This is a genomic window from Streptomyces sp. ISL-66, assembly GCF_018614135.1.
Classification (GTDB): Bacteria; Actinomycetota; Actinomycetes; order Streptomycetales; family Streptomycetaceae; genus Streptomyces.
The window spans coordinates 37,389-56,143 of sequence record NZ_JAGGOW010000039.1 but is presented as its reverse complement, the minus strand read 5'-3'; the positions used below and the strand labels follow the sequence as shown (position 1 = coordinate 56,143).

Below are 18,755 nucleotides of genomic sequence, written 5' to 3'. Positions count from 1 at the left end.
GCCGCCATGCCTCTCCTCTACGTGACCGACCTGGCGTACCCGGCGCGCGGCCGCCGCTACTGCGACGAGGACATCTTCCTCACCTCGCGCCTGCGCGAGCACTTCGACCTGGCCCTGTGCCACCCGCTCGACGCGCAGCGCCTGATGCCGGCCTTCGACACCGTGATCGTCCGCAACAGCGGCCCGGTCATCCACTACCAGGAGGCCCACGACTCCTTCCGCGCGGCGGCCCTCGCCACCGGCACCCGCGTCTACAACCCGCTCACCGGCCGCGGCGACATGGCGGGCAAGCAGTACCTCCTGGACCTGACGGCGGCCGGCCTGCCGGTCATCCCCACGGTCGACGACCCGGCGCACCTGCCGCTCCTCCCGCCCTCGCCCACGTACGCGGTGAAGCCCAAACGGGGCGCGGACTCGATAGGCCTGGCCTTCACCCCGCACCCGGACTGCGCGCCGGGCGAGTTCCTGATCCAGCCGCGCGTGGACTTCGCGTACGAGGTGTCCTTCTACTTCCTCGACGACGCCTTCCAGTACGCCCTGTACGCCCCTGACCCGTCCCGCCGCTGGGAACTGACCCCGTACGAGCCCACCCCGGCCGACCTGGCCTTCGCCCGCACCTTCGTCGCCTGGAACACCCTCGACCACGGCATCCAGCGCGTGGACGCCTGCCGCGCCCCCTCCGGCGAGCTCCTCCTGGTCGAACTGGAAGACCTCAACCCGTACCTCTCCCTGGACCTCCTGACACCCGAGCGCCGGGACGCCTTCGTCGCGTCCCTCGTCCGCTCCCTCCACTCCTTCGGAGCCTGATGTCAGTCCCGGCTGCGCGCCTGAGCGCCCTCCCCGGCTGACCCGGCCTACCGGCCCGGCCGTCGGGCCCGGCCGTCGGGCCCGGCCGTCGGGCCGGGACGGCCGGGCACGCGGTGGCTCAGAGCCCGCTGGTGTCGAGGTCCAGCGCGAAGGGCTCCGGAAGCCGGACCGGCGTACCGAAGGGGTGCGGGCCGTCGACCTTCGTGTAGCCGAGCCGGCCGGGCTCGGCGAACAGGGTGACGGTCTTCTCCATCCGGTCGACCAGGAGGTACAGCGGGGCCCCGTACTCGGCGTACCGCCTGCGCTTGACGACGCGGTCGGTCTCGGCGTTGGACTCCGAGGTGATCTCGACGATCAGCAGTGTTTGATCGGGTACTAGTGGCCCGTCGCCGTACGTGAGTTCCTCGGGGACAACTGCGATATCAGGGATGTACCAGTTCGACGATCCCGGCAGGTCAAGGTTTCCCGAGCCTTCCAGGCATCCGAGCTCGTCCACCCGAGCCGCGATCTGGCGCCGTACGAGCTTGGCGGCCCGCTCGTGCGCCCAGTTCGGTGTCACGGTGTCGATGATCCCTTCGACGATCTCGGCGCGGTCCCCGCTCCAGTGCTGGACGGCGTACTTCAGCGCGTACTCGGGATCGATGCCCTCGCTGTAGTCGTGCGCGGTGGTCATGCCTGATGCCTCCTTCGCTGCCTGCGCCCAGCGTCCCACGGGGCCCCCGCCGACGTCGTCACCCCGAGGGGTGCACGTGGGGCGGGGTGGCACCCTTGGGGCATGAATGCTGCCGCGCCCGCACCCCGTCGCGCCCGAGTCCGTGCCCCCGAGCTGATCGGCAAGGGTGGCTGGCTGAACACCGGAGGCAAAGAGCTGACCCTCGCCGACCTGCGAGGTAAGTGCGTTGTTGTGGATTTTTGGACCTTCTGCTGTGTGAACTGCCTGCACGTGCTCGACGAATTGCGGGAGCTGGAGGAGAAGCACCGCGACACCGTCGTGATCATCGGGGTGCATTCGCCGAAGTTCGTGCACGAGGCCGAGCACGGGGCCGTCGTCGACGCCGTCGAGCGGTACGGGGTGCACCACCCCGTGCTCGACGATCCCGAGCTGGCGACCTGGAAGCAGTACGCCGTGCGGGCCTGGCCCACGCTCGTGGTGATCGACCCCGAGGGGTACGTCGTCGCGCAGCACGCCGGCGAGGGACACGCGCACGCCATCGCGCGGCTCGTCGCGGAGCTGGAGGCCGAGCACGAGGCCAAGGGGACGCTGCGGCGCGGCGACGGGCCGTACGTGGCTCCCGAGCCGGTGGCGGGTGAGCTGCGGTTCCCCGGGAAGGCGCTCGTGCTGCCGTCCGGGAACTTCCTGGTCTCCGATTCGACGCGGCACCAGCTGGTGGAGCTGGCCGCCGACGGGGAGAGCGTCGTGCGGCGCATCGGCAGCGGGCAGCGCGGTTTCACCGCGGAGAGCTTCAGCGAGCCGCAGGGGCTCGCGCTGCTGCCCGACGGGACCGTCGTCGTCGCCGACACCGTCAACCACGCCCTGCGGCGCTTCGACCCCGCGACCGGCGCCGTGGAGACCGTCGCCGGGACCGGGCGCCAGTGGTGGCAGGGGTCCCCGACCTCCGGGGCGGCCCTCGAAGTCGACCTGTCCTCGCCGTGGGACGTGGCCTGGTGGCAGGGCCGGGTGTGGATCGCCATGGCGGGCGTCCACCAGCTGTGGACGTGGGACCCGGAGAGCGACACCGTCGCCGTCGCCGCCGGGACGACCAACGAGGGGCTGCACGACGGGCCGGCGGCCGAGGCCTGGTTCGCCCAGCCGTCCGGGCTCGCGGCCACCGAGGACCGGCTGTGGGTCGCCGACTCCGAGACGAGCGCCCTGCGCTACGTACACCGGGACGGGGACCGTGACGGTGACGGGGACCGTGACGGTCACGGCGACCGCGACCGCCGCGCGTACGCGGTCACCACCGCCGTCGGGACCGGGCTCTTCGACTTCGGCCACCGCGACGGCGACGCCGGCCAGGCGCTGCTCCAGCACCCGCTCGGGGTCACCGCGCTGCCGGACGGCTCGGTCGCGGTCTGCGACACCTACAACCACGCCCTGCGGCGGTACGACCCCGCGACCGGGCAGGTCACCACCCTCGCCACCGATCTGCGCGAGCCCAGTGACGCCGTGCTCGCCGGGGACGACATCGTGGTCGTCGAGTCCGCCCGGCACCGGCTGACCCGGCTGCGCCTCCCGGAGGAGGCCGTACGCGTGGACGCGGTCGCCCACCGCACGCAGCGGGAGGCCACCGAGGTGGCCCCCGGCGCGCTCCGCCTCGACGTGGTCTTCCAGGCGCCGGCCGGCCAGAAGCTGGACACCCGCTACGGGCCGTCCACCCGGCTGCTCGTCTCCTCGACCCCGCCCGGGCTGCTCGCCGCGGGGGAGGGGGCCGGGACGGACCTGTTCCGGGACCTGGTCCTCGCGGACGGCGTCACCGAGGGCGTCCTGCACGTCTCGGCGATGGCCGCCTCCTGTGACGACGACCCGGCGAACGAGTACCCCGCCTGCCACGTCCACCAGCAGGACTGGGGGGTGCCGGTGCGGATCGCCCCGCGGGGAGTGACCCGGCTGCCGCTGGTCCTCGCCGGCCTCGACGCGTAGCGCGCGCAGAGATGTGGAAGTGCCCGCCGGGGAGATCCCCGGCGGGCACTTCGCGTCGTATGGGGCCGCATGGCGACCGGGGCCTCAGTCCTGGAGGAACGCCAGCATCGTGTTGGCCAGCAGGTACGGGTCGTCCGCGCCGCACAGCTCGCGCGCGCTGTGCATCGAGAGGATGGCCACGCCGATGTCGACGGTCTGGATGCCGTGGCGGGCGGCGGTGATCGGGCCGATCGTCGTCCCGCAGGGCATCGAGTTGTTGGAGACGAAGGTCTGCCACGGCACGCCGGCCCGCTCGCAGGCCTTCACGAACACGGCCCGCCCGCTGCCGTCCGTGGCGTAGCGCTGGTTGACGTTGACCTTCAGGATCGGGCCGCCGTTGGCGCGCGGGTGGTGCGAGGGGTCGTGCCGCTCCGCGTAGTTCGGGTGGACGGCGTGGCCGGTGTCCGAGGAGAGGCAGATGGTGCCGGCGAAGGCCCGCGCGCGGTCCTCGTAGGAGCCGCCGCGCGAGAAGACAGAACGTTCCAGCACGTTGCCCAGCAGCGGTCCGTCCGCGCCGGTGTCCGACTGCGAGCCGTTCTCCTCGTGGTCGAAGGCGGCCAGCACGGGGATGTGGTCGAGGCCCTCGACGGTGGAGGCCGCCGCCAGCGCGGCGACGGCCGCGTGCACCGACAGCAGGTTGTCCAGGCGCGGACCGGCCATCAACTCGCGGTCCCGGCCCAGGTACGCGGGCGGCTCGATCGAATGGGGCATCAGGTCCCAGCCGGCCACCGAACCCCGCGGGAGGTTCTCCTCGTCCTCCAGGAAGGCGATCAGGTCGCCCTCCTGGACCTCGCCCAGGCCCCAGATCGGCTGCATGTGCCGCTGCTTGTCGAGCTTGAGGCCCTCGGTGTTCACCGACCGGTCGAGGTGGACGGCGAGCTGGGGTACGCGCATCAGCGCGCGGTCGACGTTGACGAGGCGTTCCGTGCCGTCGTGCAGGGTCAACCGCCCGGCCAGGCCCAGGTCCCGGTCGAGCCAGGTGTTGAGGAGCGTGCCGCCGTAGACCTCGACGGCGATCTGCCGCCAGCCCTGCGAACCGGTGTCGGGCAGCGGCTTGACACGGAGGTTGGGGGAGTCGGTGTGCGCGCCGACGATCCTGAACGGGGTGTGCGCGGCCGCGCCTTCGGGCACGTACCAGGCGATGATCGCGCCGCCGCGGGTCACGAACTTGCCGCCCGTAGTCGCGTCCCACGCGTCCGTTTCCGCCAACTGCCTGAATCCGGCCTTCTCCAGCCGCTCGGCCGCGTTGGCCACGGCGTGGTACTGCGACGGACTCGCCGTCAGGAAGGACATCAGGTCGTCGGTGTGGCCGCGGTCGAAGCGGGCGGCGGCGGGAGAGCTCATGTATTCACCTTAACGACGGTCGTGTTCGCCAGGGCCGGACTGCGGCGGATGGTGGAGGAAGGTCATCAGGGGTCTGGCTGGACCGCGCCCCTGGGCTTCTCAGCCCGGCGGACGCTCGAAGCGACGCTGCAACTGCCTGCGCTCACCCCGACGGACGCGCGGGAGCATCTCCGGGGCTTGCGCGGAGCGCTGTGCGCGTCTTTTGCGTCCGGCGCAGAAGATACAGGCCTCACCGGCGGGCGCGTCGGGATCGATGGGTGCACCGGGGTGCTCGGAGCAGCCGGAGGCGTTGCGCGGGCGGGACAGTTCGCGGGCCACGATGAAGGCGCGGTGCAGGTCGTCGGCCATCATCACGAAGTCCTCGGGGGGCGAGGAGAGGCTCAGGTGGAAGCGCCGGTCCTCGACCGCGCGCAGGCAGGCGCGCAGCGCCTCCAGCGTGTACGGGGGGTCGGGCACGGGGTAGCCCAGCCGGCGCTGCTCCCCGGCGGGCGGGCCGGCGGCGGCCGCGCGGGCGCCCTGGGCGCGCAGGCCGAGGCGGCGCCGGTCGTTGCAGATGAGGCAGCGGCCCCAGCCGTCGGGCGCCTCGGGGTCGAGGGCGCCGTTGGGGTGCTCCGGGCAGCCGGTGTAGCTCTTGGCGGGGGCGAGCCCGGCGGAGGTCTGGAAGGCCGTGTAGAGGGCGTCGGCGACGCCTTCGTACTCGGTGGGGTGGGAGCCCTCGTAGAGCTCCTTGAGGTGGTCGCCGAGGCTGCCCACGGCGGACTGCAGCTCCTTGAGGGCGTACGGCCGCCCGGTCGGGACGGAGTACCCCCTGCTGCCGTGCTGCTGCTCCTGCGGACGTCGGCTCATACCCACGAGCGTGCCACGAAGCACCGACATCCCGGGAACCCCGCAGCCCAGGGGCCTGGGCGGCCCGGGCCCCGGTCGCGGGTACGCCGCCGGCCGGGCCCCTGTGCGGGGGGCCCGGCCGGCGGCGTGCGGGGCCGCGGGCGCTCCCCGGGGACGGCCGGGGAGCGGTGCGCGGCGTGGGGCGGCGGAGCCTAGAAGGCGGCTTCGTCGAGCTCCATCAGGGTGTTGTCCACGGTCTCGGCGAGCGCGCGGGCGACCGAGACGCCGGGCAGGATCTGGGAGGCGAAGAACTTCGCCGCCGCGATCTTGCCGGTGTAGAACGGGACGTCCTTCGGGGAGGCGGTCGGCAGCTTCTCGGCGGCCACGGCCGCGCCCTTGAGGAGCAGGTAGCCGACGACCACGTCACCGGAGGCCATGAGCAGGCGGGTGGTGTTCTGGCCGACCTTGTAGATGTTCTTGACGTCCTCGCCGGTGGCGGTGAGGTCGACGATCATCTGGCCGACGATGGCCTCCAGGTCGACGGCGGCCTTGGCGAGCGCGTCGCGGGCCGGGGCGAGGTCCTCGCCGCCGACGGCCTCGGCGAGGAACTTCTTGATCGTCTCGGAGAGGACGTTCAGCGAGGCGCCCTGGTCGCGGACGATCTTCCGGAAGAAGAAGTCCTGGCCCTGGATGGCCGTGGTGCCCTCGTAGAGGGTGTCGATCTTGGCGTCGCGGATGTACTGCTCGATCGGGTATTCCTGCAGGTAGCCGGAGCCGCCGAAGGTCTGCAGGGACTGGGCGAGCTGCTCGTAGGACTTCTCCGAGCCGTAGCCCTTCACGATCGGCAGGAGCAGGTCGTTCAGGCCGATGAGCGAGGAGGCGTCCTCGCCGGCGGCCTGCTTGACCTGGATCTCGTCCTGGACGGAGGCGGTGTACAGGACCAGGGCGCGCATGCCCTCGGCGTACGCCTTCTGCGTCATCAGCGCGCGGCGCACGTCGGGGTGGTGCGTGATGGTGACCTTGGGGGCGGTCTTGTCCATGAAGTTGGCCAGATCCGGACCCTGCACGCGCTCCTTGGCGTACTCCAGCGCGTTGAGGTAGCCGGTGGAGAGGGCGGCGATGGCCTTCGTGCCGACCATCATCCGGGCGAACTCGATGATCATGAACATCTGGCGGATGCCGTCGTGCTTGTCACCGATCAGCCAGCCCTTGGCGGGGTGCTGGTCGCCGAAGGTCATCTCGCAGGTGTTGGAGGCCTTGAGGCCCATCTTGTGCTCGACGTTCGTCGCGTAGACGCCGTTGCGCTCGCCCAGCTCGCCGGTCTCCCAGTCGAAGTGGAACTTCGGGACGAGGAAGAGGGACAGGCCCTTGGTGCCCGGGCCGTGGCCCTCGGGGCGCGCGAGGACGTAGTGGAGGATGTTCTCCTCCATGTCGTGCTCACCGGAGGTGATGAAGCGCTTCACGCCCTCGATGTGCCAGGAGCCGTCGTCCTGCTGGACGGCCTTGGTGCGGCCGGCGCCCACGTCCGAGCCGGCGTCCGGCTCGGTCAGGACCATGGTCGAGCCCCAGCGCTTCTCGACGGCGATCTCGGCGACCTTCTTCTGCGCCTCGTTGCCCTCCTCGAAGAGGATGCCGGCGAACGCCGGGCCCGAGGAGTACATCCAGACGGCCGGGTTCGCGCCCAGGATCGTCTCGGCGAACGCCCAGATGAGCGAGCGGGGCGAGGTGGTGCCGCCGATCTCCTCGGGCAGGCCCAGGCGCCAGTACTCCGAGTCCATGAAGGCCTTGTAGCTCTTCTTGAAGGACGCCGGGACGGGCGCGGTGTTCGTGGTCGGGTCGAAGACCGGCGGGTTGCGGTCGGCGTCCTCGAAGGAGGCGGCCAGCTCGTTCTCGGAGAGCTTGGTCATCTCGCTGAGGATCGTCTTGGCGGTCTCGGTGTCCATCTCGCCGAACGGTCCGGTGCCGTACAGCTTGTCGCGTCCGAGCACCTCGAAGAGGTTGAACTCGATGTCGCGGAGATTCGACTTGTAGTGCCCCATGGCGACGGCTCCGTTAAGGCTCGGTGAGACGGGTTCTGATGCATACCATTCGGTAACGTAATGATGCTACCCGCCGGTAATAAGAGCAACCCTTCCGTCCCGACTGTGACCAGGCTCAAGTCCGGGACCGAGCTCGCACCAGACGGTCTTGGTCCCCGGCCCCTGCTCGACCCCCCAGCGCAGGGCGAGCGCGTCGAGCAGGGCGAGCCCGCGCCCGGACTCCTCGTTTCCTCCCGCGTGCCGCAGTACGGGCCATGCGCGCGGGTCGGGATCGGTGAGCTCGACCCGCGTACGGGTTGCCCTTCCGGTGACGCGCAGGGTGACGGGCGTGCCCTCGCCGATGTGGGTGAGGGCGTTGGTGAGCAGCTCGCTCACACAGAGCTCGGCGTCCCGGGAAGCGCCGCCGGGGCCGAGGTGCTCGCGCACGGCGCGGCGGGCCAGGGGGACGGCGCCGGGGGTGGCGAGCAGCCGGATCGTGAGGGTGTTCACCGCTCACCGGCCAGGGCGGCGACCAGTCGCCGGGCGGTGACGAGGTTGCAGTTGCCGAGGGCGATGAGGGGCGGGGACGCGTAGCGCCCGGAGTAGGAGAGGAGGTGGAGGTCGAGGGAGGGGAGCGTGATCCCGTGCGCGGAGAGGGCGGTGCGGAGTTCCATGAGGCACTCGATGGCCTCTTGGTCGTGGGGGTGGTGGCTCATGGCGGATTCCTTCGCAGCGGGGAGTGACGAACCGATCACAGGCTGACTCGGGTCGGCGTAGCGTGGGAAGGGTTTCCAAGTCCACGGTGCGAAGTGTGGAAAGGCGGGCTCTGACGATGGCCGCGAGCAAGGACATTGACGGCTCGGCGAGCGTGCCGGCGTTCTACGGTAAGGAGTTGCGCTGGAAGCGGGAGACGGCCGGCCTCACGCTCCAGCAGACCGTGGCAGGCAGCTTCTACGGCGTCAGCTACCTGAGCGAGATCGAGCGCGGCCACCGACGGATGCCGGAGGACCTGGCGAGGCACGTCGACAAGGTTCTGGAGACGGACGGGTTCTTCGCGCGAGGCTGTGAGGACGTACGCAATGCGCGGAAGAGCCTGGTCGCGCCGTACTTTCAGGATGCCTTCGAATTGGAGACGGGAGCGCAGGACATCCAGGAGTGGAGCCCGATGCTCCTCCCGGGACCTCTCCAAGTGGAACCCTACATTCGGGAGATCATCCACACCTTCAATCCCGCGGACGACGAGGCCGAGGTCGCAAGGAAGGTCGCCTTGCGGCGTAGCCGCACGTGGGTGTTCGAGGAGGGGCCGGCGTCGTGGGTCGTCCTGCACGAGTCGATCCTTCGGAATCCGATCGTCCCGGACCAGATCATGGCGGAACAACTGGAGCACATCGCCGCCGTTGCGCGGCGCCGCCACTACGTTCCACAGATCCTTCCGTGGAATGCCGGAGCGCACCCCTTCATGATGGGATCGACCTTGCTCATGACGTTCGGTGCTGCCCCACCGGTCATGTACACGGAGGGCATGTACAGCGGCCAGCTCATCGACGATCCGGGCATCGTGGAGCAGTACCAACAGGCGTACAACCGCCTCCGGGCGGCAGCGTTGCCGCCCAAGATGTCTCTGAAGATGATCGAAGACGCTGCAGAGGACTTCGCAAATGGCAACCATGCACGACGGCTTGAGGGCCGCCAGGTGGCGCACGAGCAGCTACAGCACCGCCACGGAGGGGCTCTGCGTCGAGGTCGCTGACGGAATCCCCGGCCTCGTCCCCGTTCGGGACTCCAAGGTCCAGGACGGGCCCGTCCTCGTGCTCTCGGCCACCGCGTGGACCGGCTTCGTTACGGGGCTGAAGTCCCACTGACCGGAACTCGTCGTCCCGGGGGCCAGCCGTCTCGGTAGGCTTCGCCTCATGTACGGCTACGACCAGAATCCGGGCGCCCAGCAGCAGTACGCCCCGCAGCAGCCCCAGCAGGGCTACGCGCAGCAGCCGCCGCTGTACCCCGAGCCGTCCCCACCCTCCCTCGCGGACGCGGTGCGCGCCTTCACGACCGGGTCGCTGTCCGCCGAGGACTTCCAGCAGATCTTCGCCAACTCCAAGGTCTACTGCCCGCGCGGCGAGACCCCGGGCTTCCTGGCGCTGCACAACACGCAGCAGCCGGTCATCCCCATGTTCACCACGCTCAAGGAGCTCCGCCGGTACGCCGGCAAGGAGTCCAAGTACTTCGTGATCACCGGCGCCGAGGTGATCGACCTGCTGCCCACCGGGTACGGCTTCGTCCTCGACATGGAGGGCGACCACCGGATGGTCTTCGACGCGAAGGCCGTCGAGCAGATGGTCGACTACGCGATGCGCCGCATGTACGGCTAGGGCTGGACGCCGTACGGGGGCCGAAGGCCGACGCCTGACGGGGGGCGCGCGATGCTGAGGGTGCACTTCACCACCGAGGACCTGCTCAACGTCACTTTCGCGAGCGAGCCGCTCCCGATGGTGGAGCTGGCGATGGCGCTGGTCGCCTGGCAGCGCCGGGATGAGCAGGCGGTTTTCGGCCGCTGGCGCAGCCGCGTAGGTCAGGAATTACCGGGCCGGATCCGGCCGCTGCTGGACCTGCTGCGGCCCGACGGAGACAACCCGCAGTTCGTCGAGCCGTACTCGCGCACCGTGGAAGAGGGGCTGGCAGCCGTACGGGAGGCCGGTCCGCTGCTCAGCGTCGACCAGCTGGACCGCATCATCGCGCGGGCCCCCGGCCCGGGCTCGTGGCTGCGCGCGCTGTGGGGCCAGGACCGCGAGGCGTGGGAGCAGCTCGGCGGCGCGCTCAGGTCCGCGTACGAGGTGGTCATCGCCCCGCACTGGCCGCGGATCCGGCAGTCCTTCCAGGCGGACGTGGCCTGGCGGACCCGGCTGCTGGCCGCCCACGGGATCAAGGCCTGTCTGGCCAGTACGCATCCGCGGGCCGACTGGGCGGGCTCGGTCTTCCAGGTCGGGCTGCCGCCCGACTACGCGGCCACTCTCGGCGGCCGGGGGCTGCTGCTGATGCCCTCGCCGTTCTGGACGGGGCGGCCGTTGCTGGCCGAGGGCCCGGAGGGGCCCGACGGCAGGCGCCTGCTGATGTACCCGGCGCTGACTCCGCTGCCGCTGATCGGACCGGGCCCGGCGGAGGGCGCGCTGGACGCGCTGCTGGGCCGCACCCGGGCGGCGGTGCTCCAGCTGCTGATTCAGCAGCGCACCACGTCCGAGCTGGCCCGTGACCTCGACATCAGCCTCCCCTCGGTCTCCGAGCACACCCGCACCCTGCGCGCGGCGGGCCTGATCACCACCCGGCGCGACGGCAAGGCGGTCCTCCACTCGGCGACGGGCCTGGGCGTGGACCTGCTGCACAGCGGCGGCTGACCTTTCGGCGGTGCCCGAAAGGATCGCGGCGGCGGCCGTGGCCCCGGAGTATCTGTGCTGCGGGGACGCCACGGGGGAGCCCCCGCCCCACATCCGAGGAGGCAGGAAATGACACGTACGACGATCCGGAGCAAGGCCGCCGCCCTGGCGGCGGTCGGCATGCTGGCGCTGGGCACGGGGGTCCTGGCGGCAGCACCGGCGCAAGCCGCCGGGTGCGGTGTGAGCGGGGGACGGCTCTACTGCGGCAACACGCCGAATGTCGACATGCACCGGTGGTCGAGCTTCAACGCCCCGTGGGTGAACACGCTCAAGTCCAACCCGAGCGTGTTCGACTGCTGGTCGACGGGGGACTACCACGACGGTGGCAACACCACCTGGTACGGCGCGTACGGCGACGTGAACGGCAACTTCGGAATGGTCCCGGCCTCCGTGGTCTACACGTCGTCGGCCTTCGACGCCAACCCCGGTGCGTACGGCCTGCGGCACTGCTGAGGGTGAAGATGGGGGCTGTTCACGCGTGCGGCCCCCATCGCCACCCCGGCCCGGAGGTCAGCGCAGCTCTCCGAGCATGCGGGCGGCGCGCAGCGCGAGCCATACCTCGGTGAGGTCGCCCGTCGACGACAGGTTTCTGCCGCTCAGCGCGGCGAACCGGCGCAGCCGGTAGAGCAGCGTGTTGGGGTGGATGTGCAGCACCCGCGCGGCCTCCTCCGTGCACCGGTCGCGCTCCAGCCAGGTCAGGGTGGAGACCACCAGCGACGCTTCGTGCTCGGTGTCGTACCGCATGGCCGCGCCGAGCACGTGCCGCATGAGTCCGCGCAGTACGGAGGGGTCCTCGTGCAGCCATCGGTCCGTCATGCCGTCACTGAACACGACCACCGACTGCCCCGAGGCGCCCGCGCGGGTGAGCGCCAGATGTGCCTCGCGGCGGGGCACGCTCAGCGGGGCGCCGGGGGCGAAGGGGCGGGAGACCCCGGCGCGGGTACGGGGTATCGCGGCCAGGGCGGTGAGTCCCGCCGGGGAGTCGGGGATCAGCGCGTACAGCTCCTGGTGCTGGCGCAGTACGAGGTAGGGGACGGCGGCCTCGTCGAGGGCGTTCACCGCTGCCGCGTCGTCCAGTGGGCCGTCCGCACCGTCGAGTACCGCGATGAGGACGGAGGTGTCGGCGGCGAACCCGGCACGGGCGAGGTGGCGGCGGGCGGTGTCCCGGTCCAGGGCGTCCCGTAGGAGTTCGGCGAGCGTCTCCGCTCCCTGGCGGCGCAGTGTCTCGCGCTCGTGGCGCACGATGGTCACCTGGAGGGCCATGACGGTGGCGATGTGCTGGACGACGGCGAGGCCGGCGGGTTGCGCGCCCTTCCGCTCCAGGGCCAGCAGGTACCCGGCGACGCCACCGGGCGCCGGCACCGGGAGAACGTAGCCGCCGGGGACCGTCGGGGGAGGGTCTGCCGAGGACGGCAGCAATGCCGCGTGCCGGGCGTCGGGGACAGGGACGTCGGGCAGCAGGGAACCGCCGTGCGGGGTGGCCAGGAACAGCGAGTAGCCGGAGAGGCGTTCCAGCCGGCGGACGAGTTCCGCAGTGGTGAGATCCTCGACGGCGAGCCAGCGCAGCGCGCCGAAGATCTGCAGCTGCGCGCCGAGCCGCTTGCGGGCATCCGCCTGCACGGCGGCCGCGACCTCCTGCGCCACCGCTATGAACGGCACCTGGAGGGGCAGCTCCAGGACGGGCACCCCGCGTTGCTCCGCCGCGGCGAGGAATGCCGGGCGCAACGGGGGCACATGCAGATGGGCGGAGAGCGCGAGCGCCGCCACTCCCGCCTCGTCGAGCCGTTCGACGTAGTCGCGCTGTCTGGCGGCCGTCCGGGGTATCGCGATCCCCGTCGTCATGATCAGCTCCGAGCCGAGGAGCCACGGGGTCGGGTCCTCCAGCTCGCTCACGTGCGCCCAGGCCACCGGCCGCCCGAGACCCTCCTCGCCCGCCAGGACGCGCAGTTGCAGGGCGGGGACGCGAACCAGGTCCTCGACGCGCAGGGCTGCTGAGATGCCGGTCACATGGCACATCGTGCTTTAGAGCGCCGCACAAAGAAAGCCCTCGTCTTCGTTTCCCCCACAATTGCCGCTTGCCGTGAGCGGGCCACACACTCTGGGCTCCCCCGTACACACCGGACCGAAGCGGCCCGGTCCCACTCCCGGGAGAGTCCCATGGCATTCACAAGCCGTTCGCCCTCGCTCACCGAACACAGCGGTGGTGCGAGCGCGATCGAAAGCCATTCGATCGAGCACATCCCCTTCGCCGAGCGGCACGGCAAGCTCTGGCAGCAAGGCCCGTTCTGGTTTCTCGGCAACTTCCAGCCGTTCACCCTGGCCATCGGCTTCATCGGTCCGGCGCTCGGGCTCTCACTCGGCTGGACGGTTCTGGCGAGCGCGCTGGGTCTGGTCCTGGGCACCTTCTTCATGGCCTTCCACGCCAGCCAGGGCCCTCAGCTCGGGCTGCCGCAAATGATCCAGTCCCGGGCCCAGTTCGGGTACCGCGGTGTCATCGTGACGCTGGGGGCGACGCTGTTCACGTTCGTCGGCTTCAACGTCGTCGACACGATCATCATCGACGGCGGCCTGGAATCCGTCTTCGGCTGGAACGCCACCGCCGTCGGGATCGGCATCGCGATCATCTCGGTCGTTCTGGCGATCTACGGGCACGACTGGCTGCACCGGGCGTTCCGGGTGCTGTTCTGGCTGTCCGCCCCCTGCTGGCTCGTGCTCACGGCGGGCATCCTCACCGGCCGGGTCACCGGCCCGGCGGAGGCCGCCCCGCAGGCCGCCGGCGCCGGATTCACGATGGTCGCCTTCATGGTGCAGTTCACCGCGACGGCCAGCTACAACATCACCTACGCCCCTTACGTCTCCGACTATTCGCGCTATCTGCCCCGCTCGACCCGCACGTCCCACATCGTCGGCTCGGTGTTCTGGGGAGCCGTCGGTTCGCCGTTGTGGCTGATCCCGATCGGCGCGTGGATGGCCGTCACCCTCGGGGTCAGCGACCCGCTGGCGGGAATCCGCGACGCGGGCGACCAGGTGGTGGGGGGACTCGGCAGCGTCTTGACCATCCTGTCGGTGCTGGCTCTGGTGGCCACCATGGGACTCAACGCCTACAGCGGGGCGCTGACGGTGCTCACCGGCATCGACTCCGTCCGTCCGATGAGGCCGGGCAGGTCGTCCAGGATCCTGACGATCAGTGGGCTCGGCGTCGTGTGGTGCGTGCTGGGGACCGTCGTGATCAGCGACTTCTCCACGGCGCTCAGCAACGCCCTGCTCCTCATGCTCTATCTGCTGGTTCCATGGACGGCGGTCAACCTCGTCGACTACTTCTATGTGCGGCGCGGCCACTACGCCATCACCCACCTGTTCCGGCCGGACGGGATCTATGGCGCTTGGGCGTGGCGCGGTCTGGTGTCGTACGTGGCCGGGCTGGTCCTGATGACGCCTTTCATGGTGCTGAGCTTCTTCACCGGGCCCGTGGCCAAGGCGCTGGGCGGGGTGGACGTGGCGTTCCTGGCCGGGCTCGCCGTTTCCGGCGGCCTGTACTACGTACTCACCCGGGGGCTCGACGTGGCCGCCGAGGGGCCGGCGGTGGCCGCCAGCGAGCGGGAACTGGCGGGCGGGGCACTGACGGTGTCCGCGCAGGGAGGCGAGCCGTCCGGCGAGCGGCCCGGCTTCCAGCCGGACTTCGGCGGCCGGACCGCTGTGGGCGAACTGCCGGCAGTGGACGGGCTCCCCACGGGGGACCGATGAGCGCGGACGCCGCTGTGGACGCCGCCGCGCTCGCGCTCGCCCAGGTCCGCGCGGCCGCGGCCGAACTGATCGCGGCCTTCGCCGCCCATGACACGGCCCGCTACTTCGCGGCGTTCGGCCCGGACGCCACCTTCGTCTTCCACACCGAGCCACGCTTCCTGGCCACGCGCGCCGCGTACGAGGCCCGGTGGCGCTCCTGGGAAGCCGACGGCTTCCGGGTTCTGGGCTGCCGTACGCGTGACACCGAGGTGCGGATGGTCGGCGAGGGGGTCGCGGTGCTGACCCATCGGGTGAGTACCCGCCTCGCGACGAAGGACATCCCCGAGGGCCAGGAACTCCGGGAACGGGAGACCGTCGTCTTCCGCCGGGCCCCGGACGACCGCTGGCTCGTCGTCCACGAGCACCTCTCGCCCGAGCCGTGACCAGCGCCGGCGCCGGCCCCCGGCGCCAGCCCCCAGGACCAGCCCCCAGCACCAGCGAGTACCCACTCGAAAGTCCTCCATCGAAGGGAAACCCATGAGCCGCACCGTACGCCCTGTACGCCCTGTACGCCCTGTACGACCCGGACGCCCGGCACGAACGTGGATCGCCGTGGCCGCCCTGGCAGTTGGAGCAATGCTGGCCACCGTCCCCGGCGCGGCTTCGGCGGCGGGCGGCCCCACCGACGTGCTGCCGAGCCTGAAGCCGCTCCAGCAGGATCTCGCGGACAATGACCTCGTCCGGGAGCCCGTGACCGGCATCACCTGGCTCCGCTTCACCGGCTCACCCGGAAACTACGGCGCCGGCGAGCTCCACGTCATCGGACGGCGCACCCAGGCCGAGGCGGCGGCAGCCACCCCCGGCCACAACGTGATGCCCGCGTACCAGCAGATCACGCGCTCGGACGGCACGTCCTACGAGGTCCTGATCGGCGACATGACCTATCACGACGAGCACAAGCACTTCCACATGAACGGCATCTCCCGCTACCGGCTGACCAATGCGAGCGGCACGGTGGTGAAGGAATCGCCGAAGGTCGCCTTCTGCCTCGTGGACCTCAAGGCGGCCGACTCGACACTGCCTGGTTTCAAGGTGAACCCCACCTACTCCTCCTGCTCGCACAACGCGAACGCCACGACTCTCACGATGGGCATCTCCGTCGGCTGGGCCGATGTGTACGCCAAGGATCTGGTCGGCCAGTCGTTCGACGTCAGCGATCTGATGAACCTGCCTGCGCAGCAGTACACGCTGGAGATGACGACCAACCCGCTGGGCATCCTGCACGAGGCCAACCCGGCCGCCCCGCAGTCCACGTCCGTGCAGGTGACGATCGGACAGGGAGTACCGGTCGGCGTCGGCGGGCCGCGACCGGGCGCCTGACGGGGCCGGCCGCGCACACCTCTGCGCGGTCGACTCAGGAAAGCTCGCCGTCGGACACCACGGCCGGCCCCGGTACTCCGGGGCCGGCCGCCGTGCTCTAGGTGTTCTCCCTCGTTGCCGGCACAGGCTGTCCCAGCCCTTCGCCGAGGCGGCGCCGGCGAAGCGCACCTCCCGCTGCGCGTTGCCCCGGGAATGACTTCCGGGCTCCTTCTGTTCTGTCCGGTGTGGCAGAAAGTTCGAGTTTCAACTAAACTCGACGCCAGAAGGAGGTTCCGACCATGCCTGCAGTGACTGTGGAGAACCCGTTGACGCTCCCGCGCGTCGCGGAGCCCGCCCAGGAGACGACGACCGCCCGCAAGGTGCTGGCCGTCACGACCGCCCCGGGTGGCTTCGAGGGCGAGGGATTCCCGGTACGTCGCGCGTTCTCCGGGATCAACTACCAGTACCTCGACCCGTTCATCATGATGGACCAGATGGGCGAGGTGGAGTACGCGCCGGGCGAGCCCAAGGGCACCCCCTGGCACCCGCACCGCGGCTTCGAGACCGTCACGTACTTGATCGACGGAACCTTCGTCCACCAGGACAGCAACGGCGGCGGCGGAATCATCAACGGCGGCGACACGCAGTGGATGACCGCCGGAGCGGGCCTCCTGCACATCGAGGCCCCGCCGGAGTCGCTCGTCGTGTCCGGCGGGCTCTTCCACGGCCTCCAGCTGTGGGTGAACCTCCCCGCCTCCGACAAGATGATGCCCCCGCGCTACCAGGACATCGGCGGCGGCCAGGTCCAGCTGCTGACCTCCCCCGACGGCGGCTCCCTGCTCCGCGTGATCGCGGGCGAGCTGGACGGCCAGCAGGGCCCCGGCATCACCCACACCCCGATCACGATGATCCACGCGACGGTTGCCCCCGGTGCGCAGCTCACCCTGCCGTGGCGCGAGGACTTCAACGCCCTCGCGTACGTCATGGCCGGGCGCGGCACGGTCGGCGAGGACCGGCGTCCCGTCCACACCGGGCAGACGGCCGTCTTCGGCGAAGGCGGTTCGCTGACCCTGCGCGCGGACGAGGGCCAGGACTCCAACGCCCCGGCCCTGGAGATCGTCCTCCTCGGCGGACGGCCGATCCGCGAACCGATGGCGCACTACGGGCCGTTCGTCATGAACAGCAAGCAGGAACTGCAGCAGGCCTTCGACGACTTCCAGGCAGGCCGCCTGGGCCGCATCCCCACCACGGCCCGCACCGGCCTCGGCCACCGCGGCACGGGCGAGGCGTCGCAGGACTGACGGGATCGGACGGCTGACCGGCCCGGACGGGCTCCCCACGGGGAGCCCGTCCCGCTACGCGGGGCCGACGGTAGGGCGCCGGAGGGGCCGTGCGATACGGGCGTGCGGCAGGCACGGCGGAACGCCTCGGTGGGGGCGACGGTCGGGGAGACGACAAGTACGGGTGCTTTGAGCGACCGCTAAGCGGGTTGCCCGGGCTCCGCGGGGTCGTTCGTGTACCGGGCCCGGAGCTCCGCGAGCACGCCGAAGGCCGCCGCCGTCAGGGGGACGGCGAGGAGCATGCCGAGGATTCCGGCGACGCTCGCGCCGGCCGTGATGGCCAGCATCACCACCGCCGGGTGCATCTGCACCGTGCGGCTCTGCACCAGGGGTTGGAGCACGTACCCCTCGATCATCTGGACCGCCAGCACCAGGCCCAGCGCCCACAGGCCGATCACCCAGCCCCGGTCGGCGAGGGCGACGAGGACGGCCACGGCGCCCGAGAGGAAGGCGCCGAGGTAGGGGATGTAGGCGGTCACGAACACCAGGGCGGCCAGGCCGACGGCGCCCGGAACGTCCAGGACCAGCAGACCCGCGCCGATCAGCACGGCGTCGACCAGGGCGACGAAGGTGGTCCCGCGCATGAAGCCCTCGACGGCCTCGTAGGCGCGTCGCCCCATCGCCTCCATCAGGTCGCCCGAGCGGCTCGGCACGAGTGAGCGCAGCGTTCCCACGGCCCGGTCGGAGTCGCGCAGGAAGAAGAAGATCAGGACCAGCGCCAGCAGGGCCGTCGCGATCATCGCCGCGACCGCGCTGAGCCCGGTGACCACGCCCGAGGCGGCCGTGCCGCCGAATTTCGCGAGCAGGTCCTTGGAGTTCTCGGCGACGTCCTCGACCGACGTCCCGAGCGCCCCGAAGTGCTCCGCGAGGCTCTTGCCGGCCCGTCGCAGGGCGTCGACGATCTCGTCGCCCGTCTCGATGAGCGCGAGGACGACGACGTACGAGGCCCCGCCGACGACGGCGACCACGGCGAGGCAGGTCAGGGCCGCGGCGAGGGAGCGGTTGACCCTCATGCCGACCAGCCGCCGGTGCAAGGGCCCGAGCAGGGCCGTGCCGAGCACGGCGAGCAGGACGGGCGTGACGACCGTCCTGAAGACGGCGCACAGCCACACGACGAGGGCCAGCACGGCGGTCACGAGGAGGACGACGACGCACCACGCGGCGAGTCGTCGCACGGGCTCGGGCAGCGGGGAAGTCGGCACGGCTGTATCCAAGCACGGCGGGGTCCGCC

Annotated in this window: 19 protein-coding genes; 11 read left to right on the top strand and 8 right to left on the bottom strand. The window is 71.0% G+C overall.

Going from position 1 to position 18,755, the window contains the following annotated elements:
* Window positions 1-6 precede the first annotated feature (6 nt).
* Window positions 7-807 carry a hypothetical protein gene (locus J7E97_RS09100; RefSeq protein ID WP_215024272.1) on the top strand — a complete coding sequence of 267 codons (801 nt, stop codon included), beginning with the start codon at window positions 7-9 and terminating at the stop codon, window positions 805-807.
* Between the two features lie 118 nt (window positions 808-925).
* Here J7E97_RS09100 and J7E97_RS09095 read toward each other — a convergent pair whose 3' ends face one another.
* On the bottom strand, window positions 926-1,480 hold the full coding sequence (locus tag J7E97_RS09095) for a Uma2 family endonuclease (protein WP_215024270.1): 555 nt from the start codon (window positions 1,478-1,480) through the stop codon (window positions 926-928).
* A gap of 102 nt (window positions 1,481-1,582) precedes the next feature.
* Between J7E97_RS09095 and J7E97_RS09090 the strand changes: the two genes are divergently transcribed.
* Entirely contained in the window at window positions 1,583-3,448 is a 1,866-nt protein-coding gene (locus tag J7E97_RS09090; RefSeq protein WP_215024268.1) for an NHL domain-containing thioredoxin family protein, read from the top strand.
* An 84-nt stretch (window positions 3,449-3,532) separates the two neighbouring features.
* Here the strand turns inward: J7E97_RS09090 and J7E97_RS09085 are convergent, their stop codons facing one another.
* From J7E97_RS09085 to J7E97_RS09065, 5 genes are all read right to left on the bottom strand, one after another.
* Complete coding sequence (locus J7E97_RS09085; RefSeq protein ID WP_215024266.1) at window positions 3,533-4,831, bottom strand: M18 family aminopeptidase; 1,299 nt, start codon at window positions 4,829-4,831, stop codon at window positions 3,533-3,535.
* 99 nt (window positions 4,832-4,930) lie between these two features.
* Window positions 4,931-5,677, bottom strand: coding sequence for a hypothetical protein (locus J7E97_RS09080; RefSeq protein ID WP_215024264.1), 747 nt, complete (start codon window positions 5,675-5,677; stop codon window positions 4,931-4,933).
* Window positions 5,678-5,868: 191 nt separating this feature from the next.
* On the bottom strand, window positions 5,869-7,695 hold the full coding sequence (locus tag J7E97_RS09075; protein WP_215024262.1) for an acyl-CoA dehydrogenase: 1,827 nt from the start codon (window positions 7,693-7,695) through the stop codon (window positions 5,869-5,871).
* A 66-nt stretch (window positions 7,696-7,761) separates the two neighbouring features.
* Window positions 7,762-8,184, bottom strand: a complete 423-nt coding sequence (locus J7E97_RS09070; RefSeq protein WP_215024260.1) for an ATP-binding protein — start codon at window positions 8,182-8,184, stop codon at window positions 7,762-7,764.
* Window positions 8,181-8,390: a hypothetical protein gene (locus J7E97_RS09065; RefSeq protein WP_215024258.1), complete on the bottom strand. Its 210-nt coding sequence runs from the start codon at window positions 8,388-8,390 to the stop codon at window positions 8,181-8,183. The genes J7E97_RS09070 and J7E97_RS09065 overlap by 4 nt, the downstream gene beginning before the upstream one ends.
* Window positions 8,391-8,506: 116 nt before the next feature.
* On the opposite strand from J7E97_RS09065, the gene J7E97_RS09060 reads away from it, so the two are divergent.
* The 5 genes from J7E97_RS09060 (at window position 8,507) to J7E97_RS09040 (ending at window position 11,555) form a co-directional block, all read left to right on the top strand.
* Entirely contained in the window at window positions 8,507-9,424 is a 918-nt protein-coding gene (locus tag J7E97_RS09060) for a helix-turn-helix transcriptional regulator (protein WP_215024256.1), read from the top strand.
* On the top strand, window positions 9,333-9,536 hold the full coding sequence (locus tag J7E97_RS09055; protein WP_308346435.1) for a DUF397 domain-containing protein: 204 nt from the start codon (window positions 9,333-9,335) through the stop codon (window positions 9,534-9,536). The genes J7E97_RS09060 and J7E97_RS09055 overlap by 92 nt, the downstream gene beginning before the upstream one ends.
* Window positions 9,537-9,584: 48 nt before the next feature.
* Window positions 9,585-10,043 carry an SseB family protein gene (locus J7E97_RS09050; protein ID WP_215024254.1) on the top strand — a complete coding sequence of 153 codons (459 nt, stop codon included), beginning with the start codon at window positions 9,585-9,587 and terminating at the stop codon, window positions 10,041-10,043.
* Window positions 10,044-10,094: 51 nt separating this feature from the next.
* Entirely contained in the window at window positions 10,095-11,063 is a 969-nt protein-coding gene (locus J7E97_RS09045; RefSeq protein WP_215024252.1) for a winged helix-turn-helix domain-containing protein, read from the top strand.
* 108 nt (window positions 11,064-11,171) lie between these two features.
* Window positions 11,172-11,555 (top strand): hypothetical protein, encoded by a 384-nt coding sequence (locus J7E97_RS09040; RefSeq protein ID WP_215024250.1) that lies wholly within the window; start codon window positions 11,172-11,174, stop codon window positions 11,553-11,555.
* A gap of 57 nt (window positions 11,556-11,612) precedes the next feature.
* On the opposite strand, the gene J7E97_RS09035 is transcribed toward J7E97_RS09040, so the two are convergent.
* A complete protein-coding gene (locus J7E97_RS09035) occupies window positions 11,613-13,109 on the bottom strand; it encodes a PucR family transcriptional regulator (RefSeq protein ID WP_308346434.1) in 1,497 nt (498 codons plus the stop codon).
* A gap of 150 nt (window positions 13,110-13,259) precedes the next feature.
* Between J7E97_RS09035 and J7E97_RS09030 the strand changes: the two genes are divergently transcribed.
* From J7E97_RS09030 to J7E97_RS09015, 4 genes are all read left to right on the top strand, one after another.
* Window positions 13,260-14,846 (top strand): cytosine permease, encoded by a 1,587-nt coding sequence (locus J7E97_RS09030; protein ID WP_215024247.1) that lies wholly within the window; start codon window positions 13,260-13,262, stop codon window positions 14,844-14,846.
* Window positions 14,843-15,268: a nuclear transport factor 2 family protein gene (locus J7E97_RS09025; protein ID WP_215024245.1), complete on the top strand. Its 426-nt coding sequence runs from the start codon at window positions 14,843-14,845 to the stop codon at window positions 15,266-15,268. The genes J7E97_RS09030 and J7E97_RS09025 overlap by 4 nt, the downstream gene beginning before the upstream one ends.
* A 193-nt stretch (window positions 15,269-15,461) precedes the next feature.
* Window positions 15,462-16,205 (top strand): lysyl oxidase family protein, encoded by a 744-nt coding sequence (locus J7E97_RS09020; RefSeq protein WP_215024243.1) that lies wholly within the window; start codon window positions 15,462-15,464, stop codon window positions 16,203-16,205.
* Window positions 16,206-16,483: 278 nt separating this feature from the next.
* Window positions 16,484-17,485 (top strand): pirin family protein, encoded by a 1,002-nt coding sequence (locus tag J7E97_RS09015; RefSeq protein ID WP_215024241.1) that lies wholly within the window; start codon window positions 16,484-16,486, stop codon window positions 17,483-17,485.
* Window positions 17,486-17,664: 179 nt separating this feature from the next.
* On the opposite strand, the gene J7E97_RS09010 is transcribed toward J7E97_RS09015, so the two are convergent.
* Window positions 17,665-18,726: an AI-2E family transporter gene (locus J7E97_RS09010; RefSeq protein WP_215024239.1), complete on the bottom strand. Its 1,062-nt coding sequence runs from the start codon at window positions 18,724-18,726 to the stop codon at window positions 17,665-17,667.
* Between the last annotated feature and the right edge of the window lie 29 nt (window positions 18,727-18,755).

What these genes read in the sequence shown, in the direction of transcription:
- J7E97_RS09045 (WP_215024252.1), top strand. Translation starts at nt 10,095, where the DNA reads ATGCTGAGGGTGCACTTCACCACCGAGGACCTGCTCAACGTCACTTTC.
- J7E97_RS09075 (WP_215024262.1), bottom strand. Translation starts at nt 7,695, where the DNA reads ATGGGGCACTACAAGTCGAATCTCCGCGACATCGAGTTCAACCTCTTC.
- J7E97_RS09025 (WP_215024245.1), top strand. Translation starts at nt 14,843, where the DNA reads ATGAGCGCGGACGCCGCTGTGGACGCCGCCGCGCTCGCGCTCGCCCAG.
- J7E97_RS09060 (WP_215024256.1), top strand. Translation starts at nt 8,507, where the DNA reads ATGGCCGCGAGCAAGGACATTGACGGCTCGGCGAGCGTGCCGGCGTTC.
- J7E97_RS09065 (WP_215024258.1), bottom strand. Translation starts at nt 8,390, where the DNA reads ATGAGCCACCACCCCCACGACCAAGAGGCCATCGAGTGCCTCATGGAA.
- J7E97_RS09055 (WP_308346435.1), top strand. Translation starts at nt 9,333, where the DNA reads ATGGCAACCATGCACGACGGCTTGAGGGCCGCCAGGTGGCGCACGAGC.
- J7E97_RS09050 (WP_215024254.1), top strand. Translation starts at nt 9,585, where the DNA reads ATGTACGGCTACGACCAGAATCCGGGCGCCCAGCAGCAGTACGCCCCG.
- J7E97_RS09040 (WP_215024250.1), top strand. Translation starts at nt 11,172, where the DNA reads ATGACACGTACGACGATCCGGAGCAAGGCCGCCGCCCTGGCGGCGGTC.
- J7E97_RS09085 (WP_215024266.1), bottom strand. Translation starts at nt 4,831, where the DNA reads ATGAGCTCTCCCGCCGCCGCCCGCTTCGACCGCGGCCACACCGACGAC.
- J7E97_RS09015 (WP_215024241.1), top strand. Translation starts at nt 16,484, where the DNA reads ATGCCTGCAGTGACTGTGGAGAACCCGTTGACGCTCCCGCGCGTCGCG.
- J7E97_RS09100 (WP_215024272.1), top strand. Translation starts at nt 7, where the DNA reads ATGCCTCTCCTCTACGTGACCGACCTGGCGTACCCGGCGCGCGGCCGC.
- J7E97_RS09080 (WP_215024264.1), bottom strand. Translation starts at nt 5,677, where the DNA reads ATGAGCCGACGTCCGCAGGAGCAGCAGCACGGCAGCAGGGGGTACTCC.
- J7E97_RS09020 (WP_215024243.1), top strand. Translation starts at nt 15,462, where the DNA reads ATGCTGGCCACCGTCCCCGGCGCGGCTTCGGCGGCGGGCGGCCCCACC.
- J7E97_RS09030 (WP_215024247.1), top strand. Translation starts at nt 13,260, where the DNA reads ATGGCATTCACAAGCCGTTCGCCCTCGCTCACCGAACACAGCGGTGGT.
- J7E97_RS09090 (WP_215024268.1), top strand. Translation starts at nt 1,583, where the DNA reads ATGAATGCTGCCGCGCCCGCACCCCGTCGCGCCCGAGTCCGTGCCCCC.
- J7E97_RS09095 (WP_215024270.1), bottom strand. Translation starts at nt 1,480, where the DNA reads ATGACCACCGCGCACGACTACAGCGAGGGCATCGATCCCGAGTACGCG.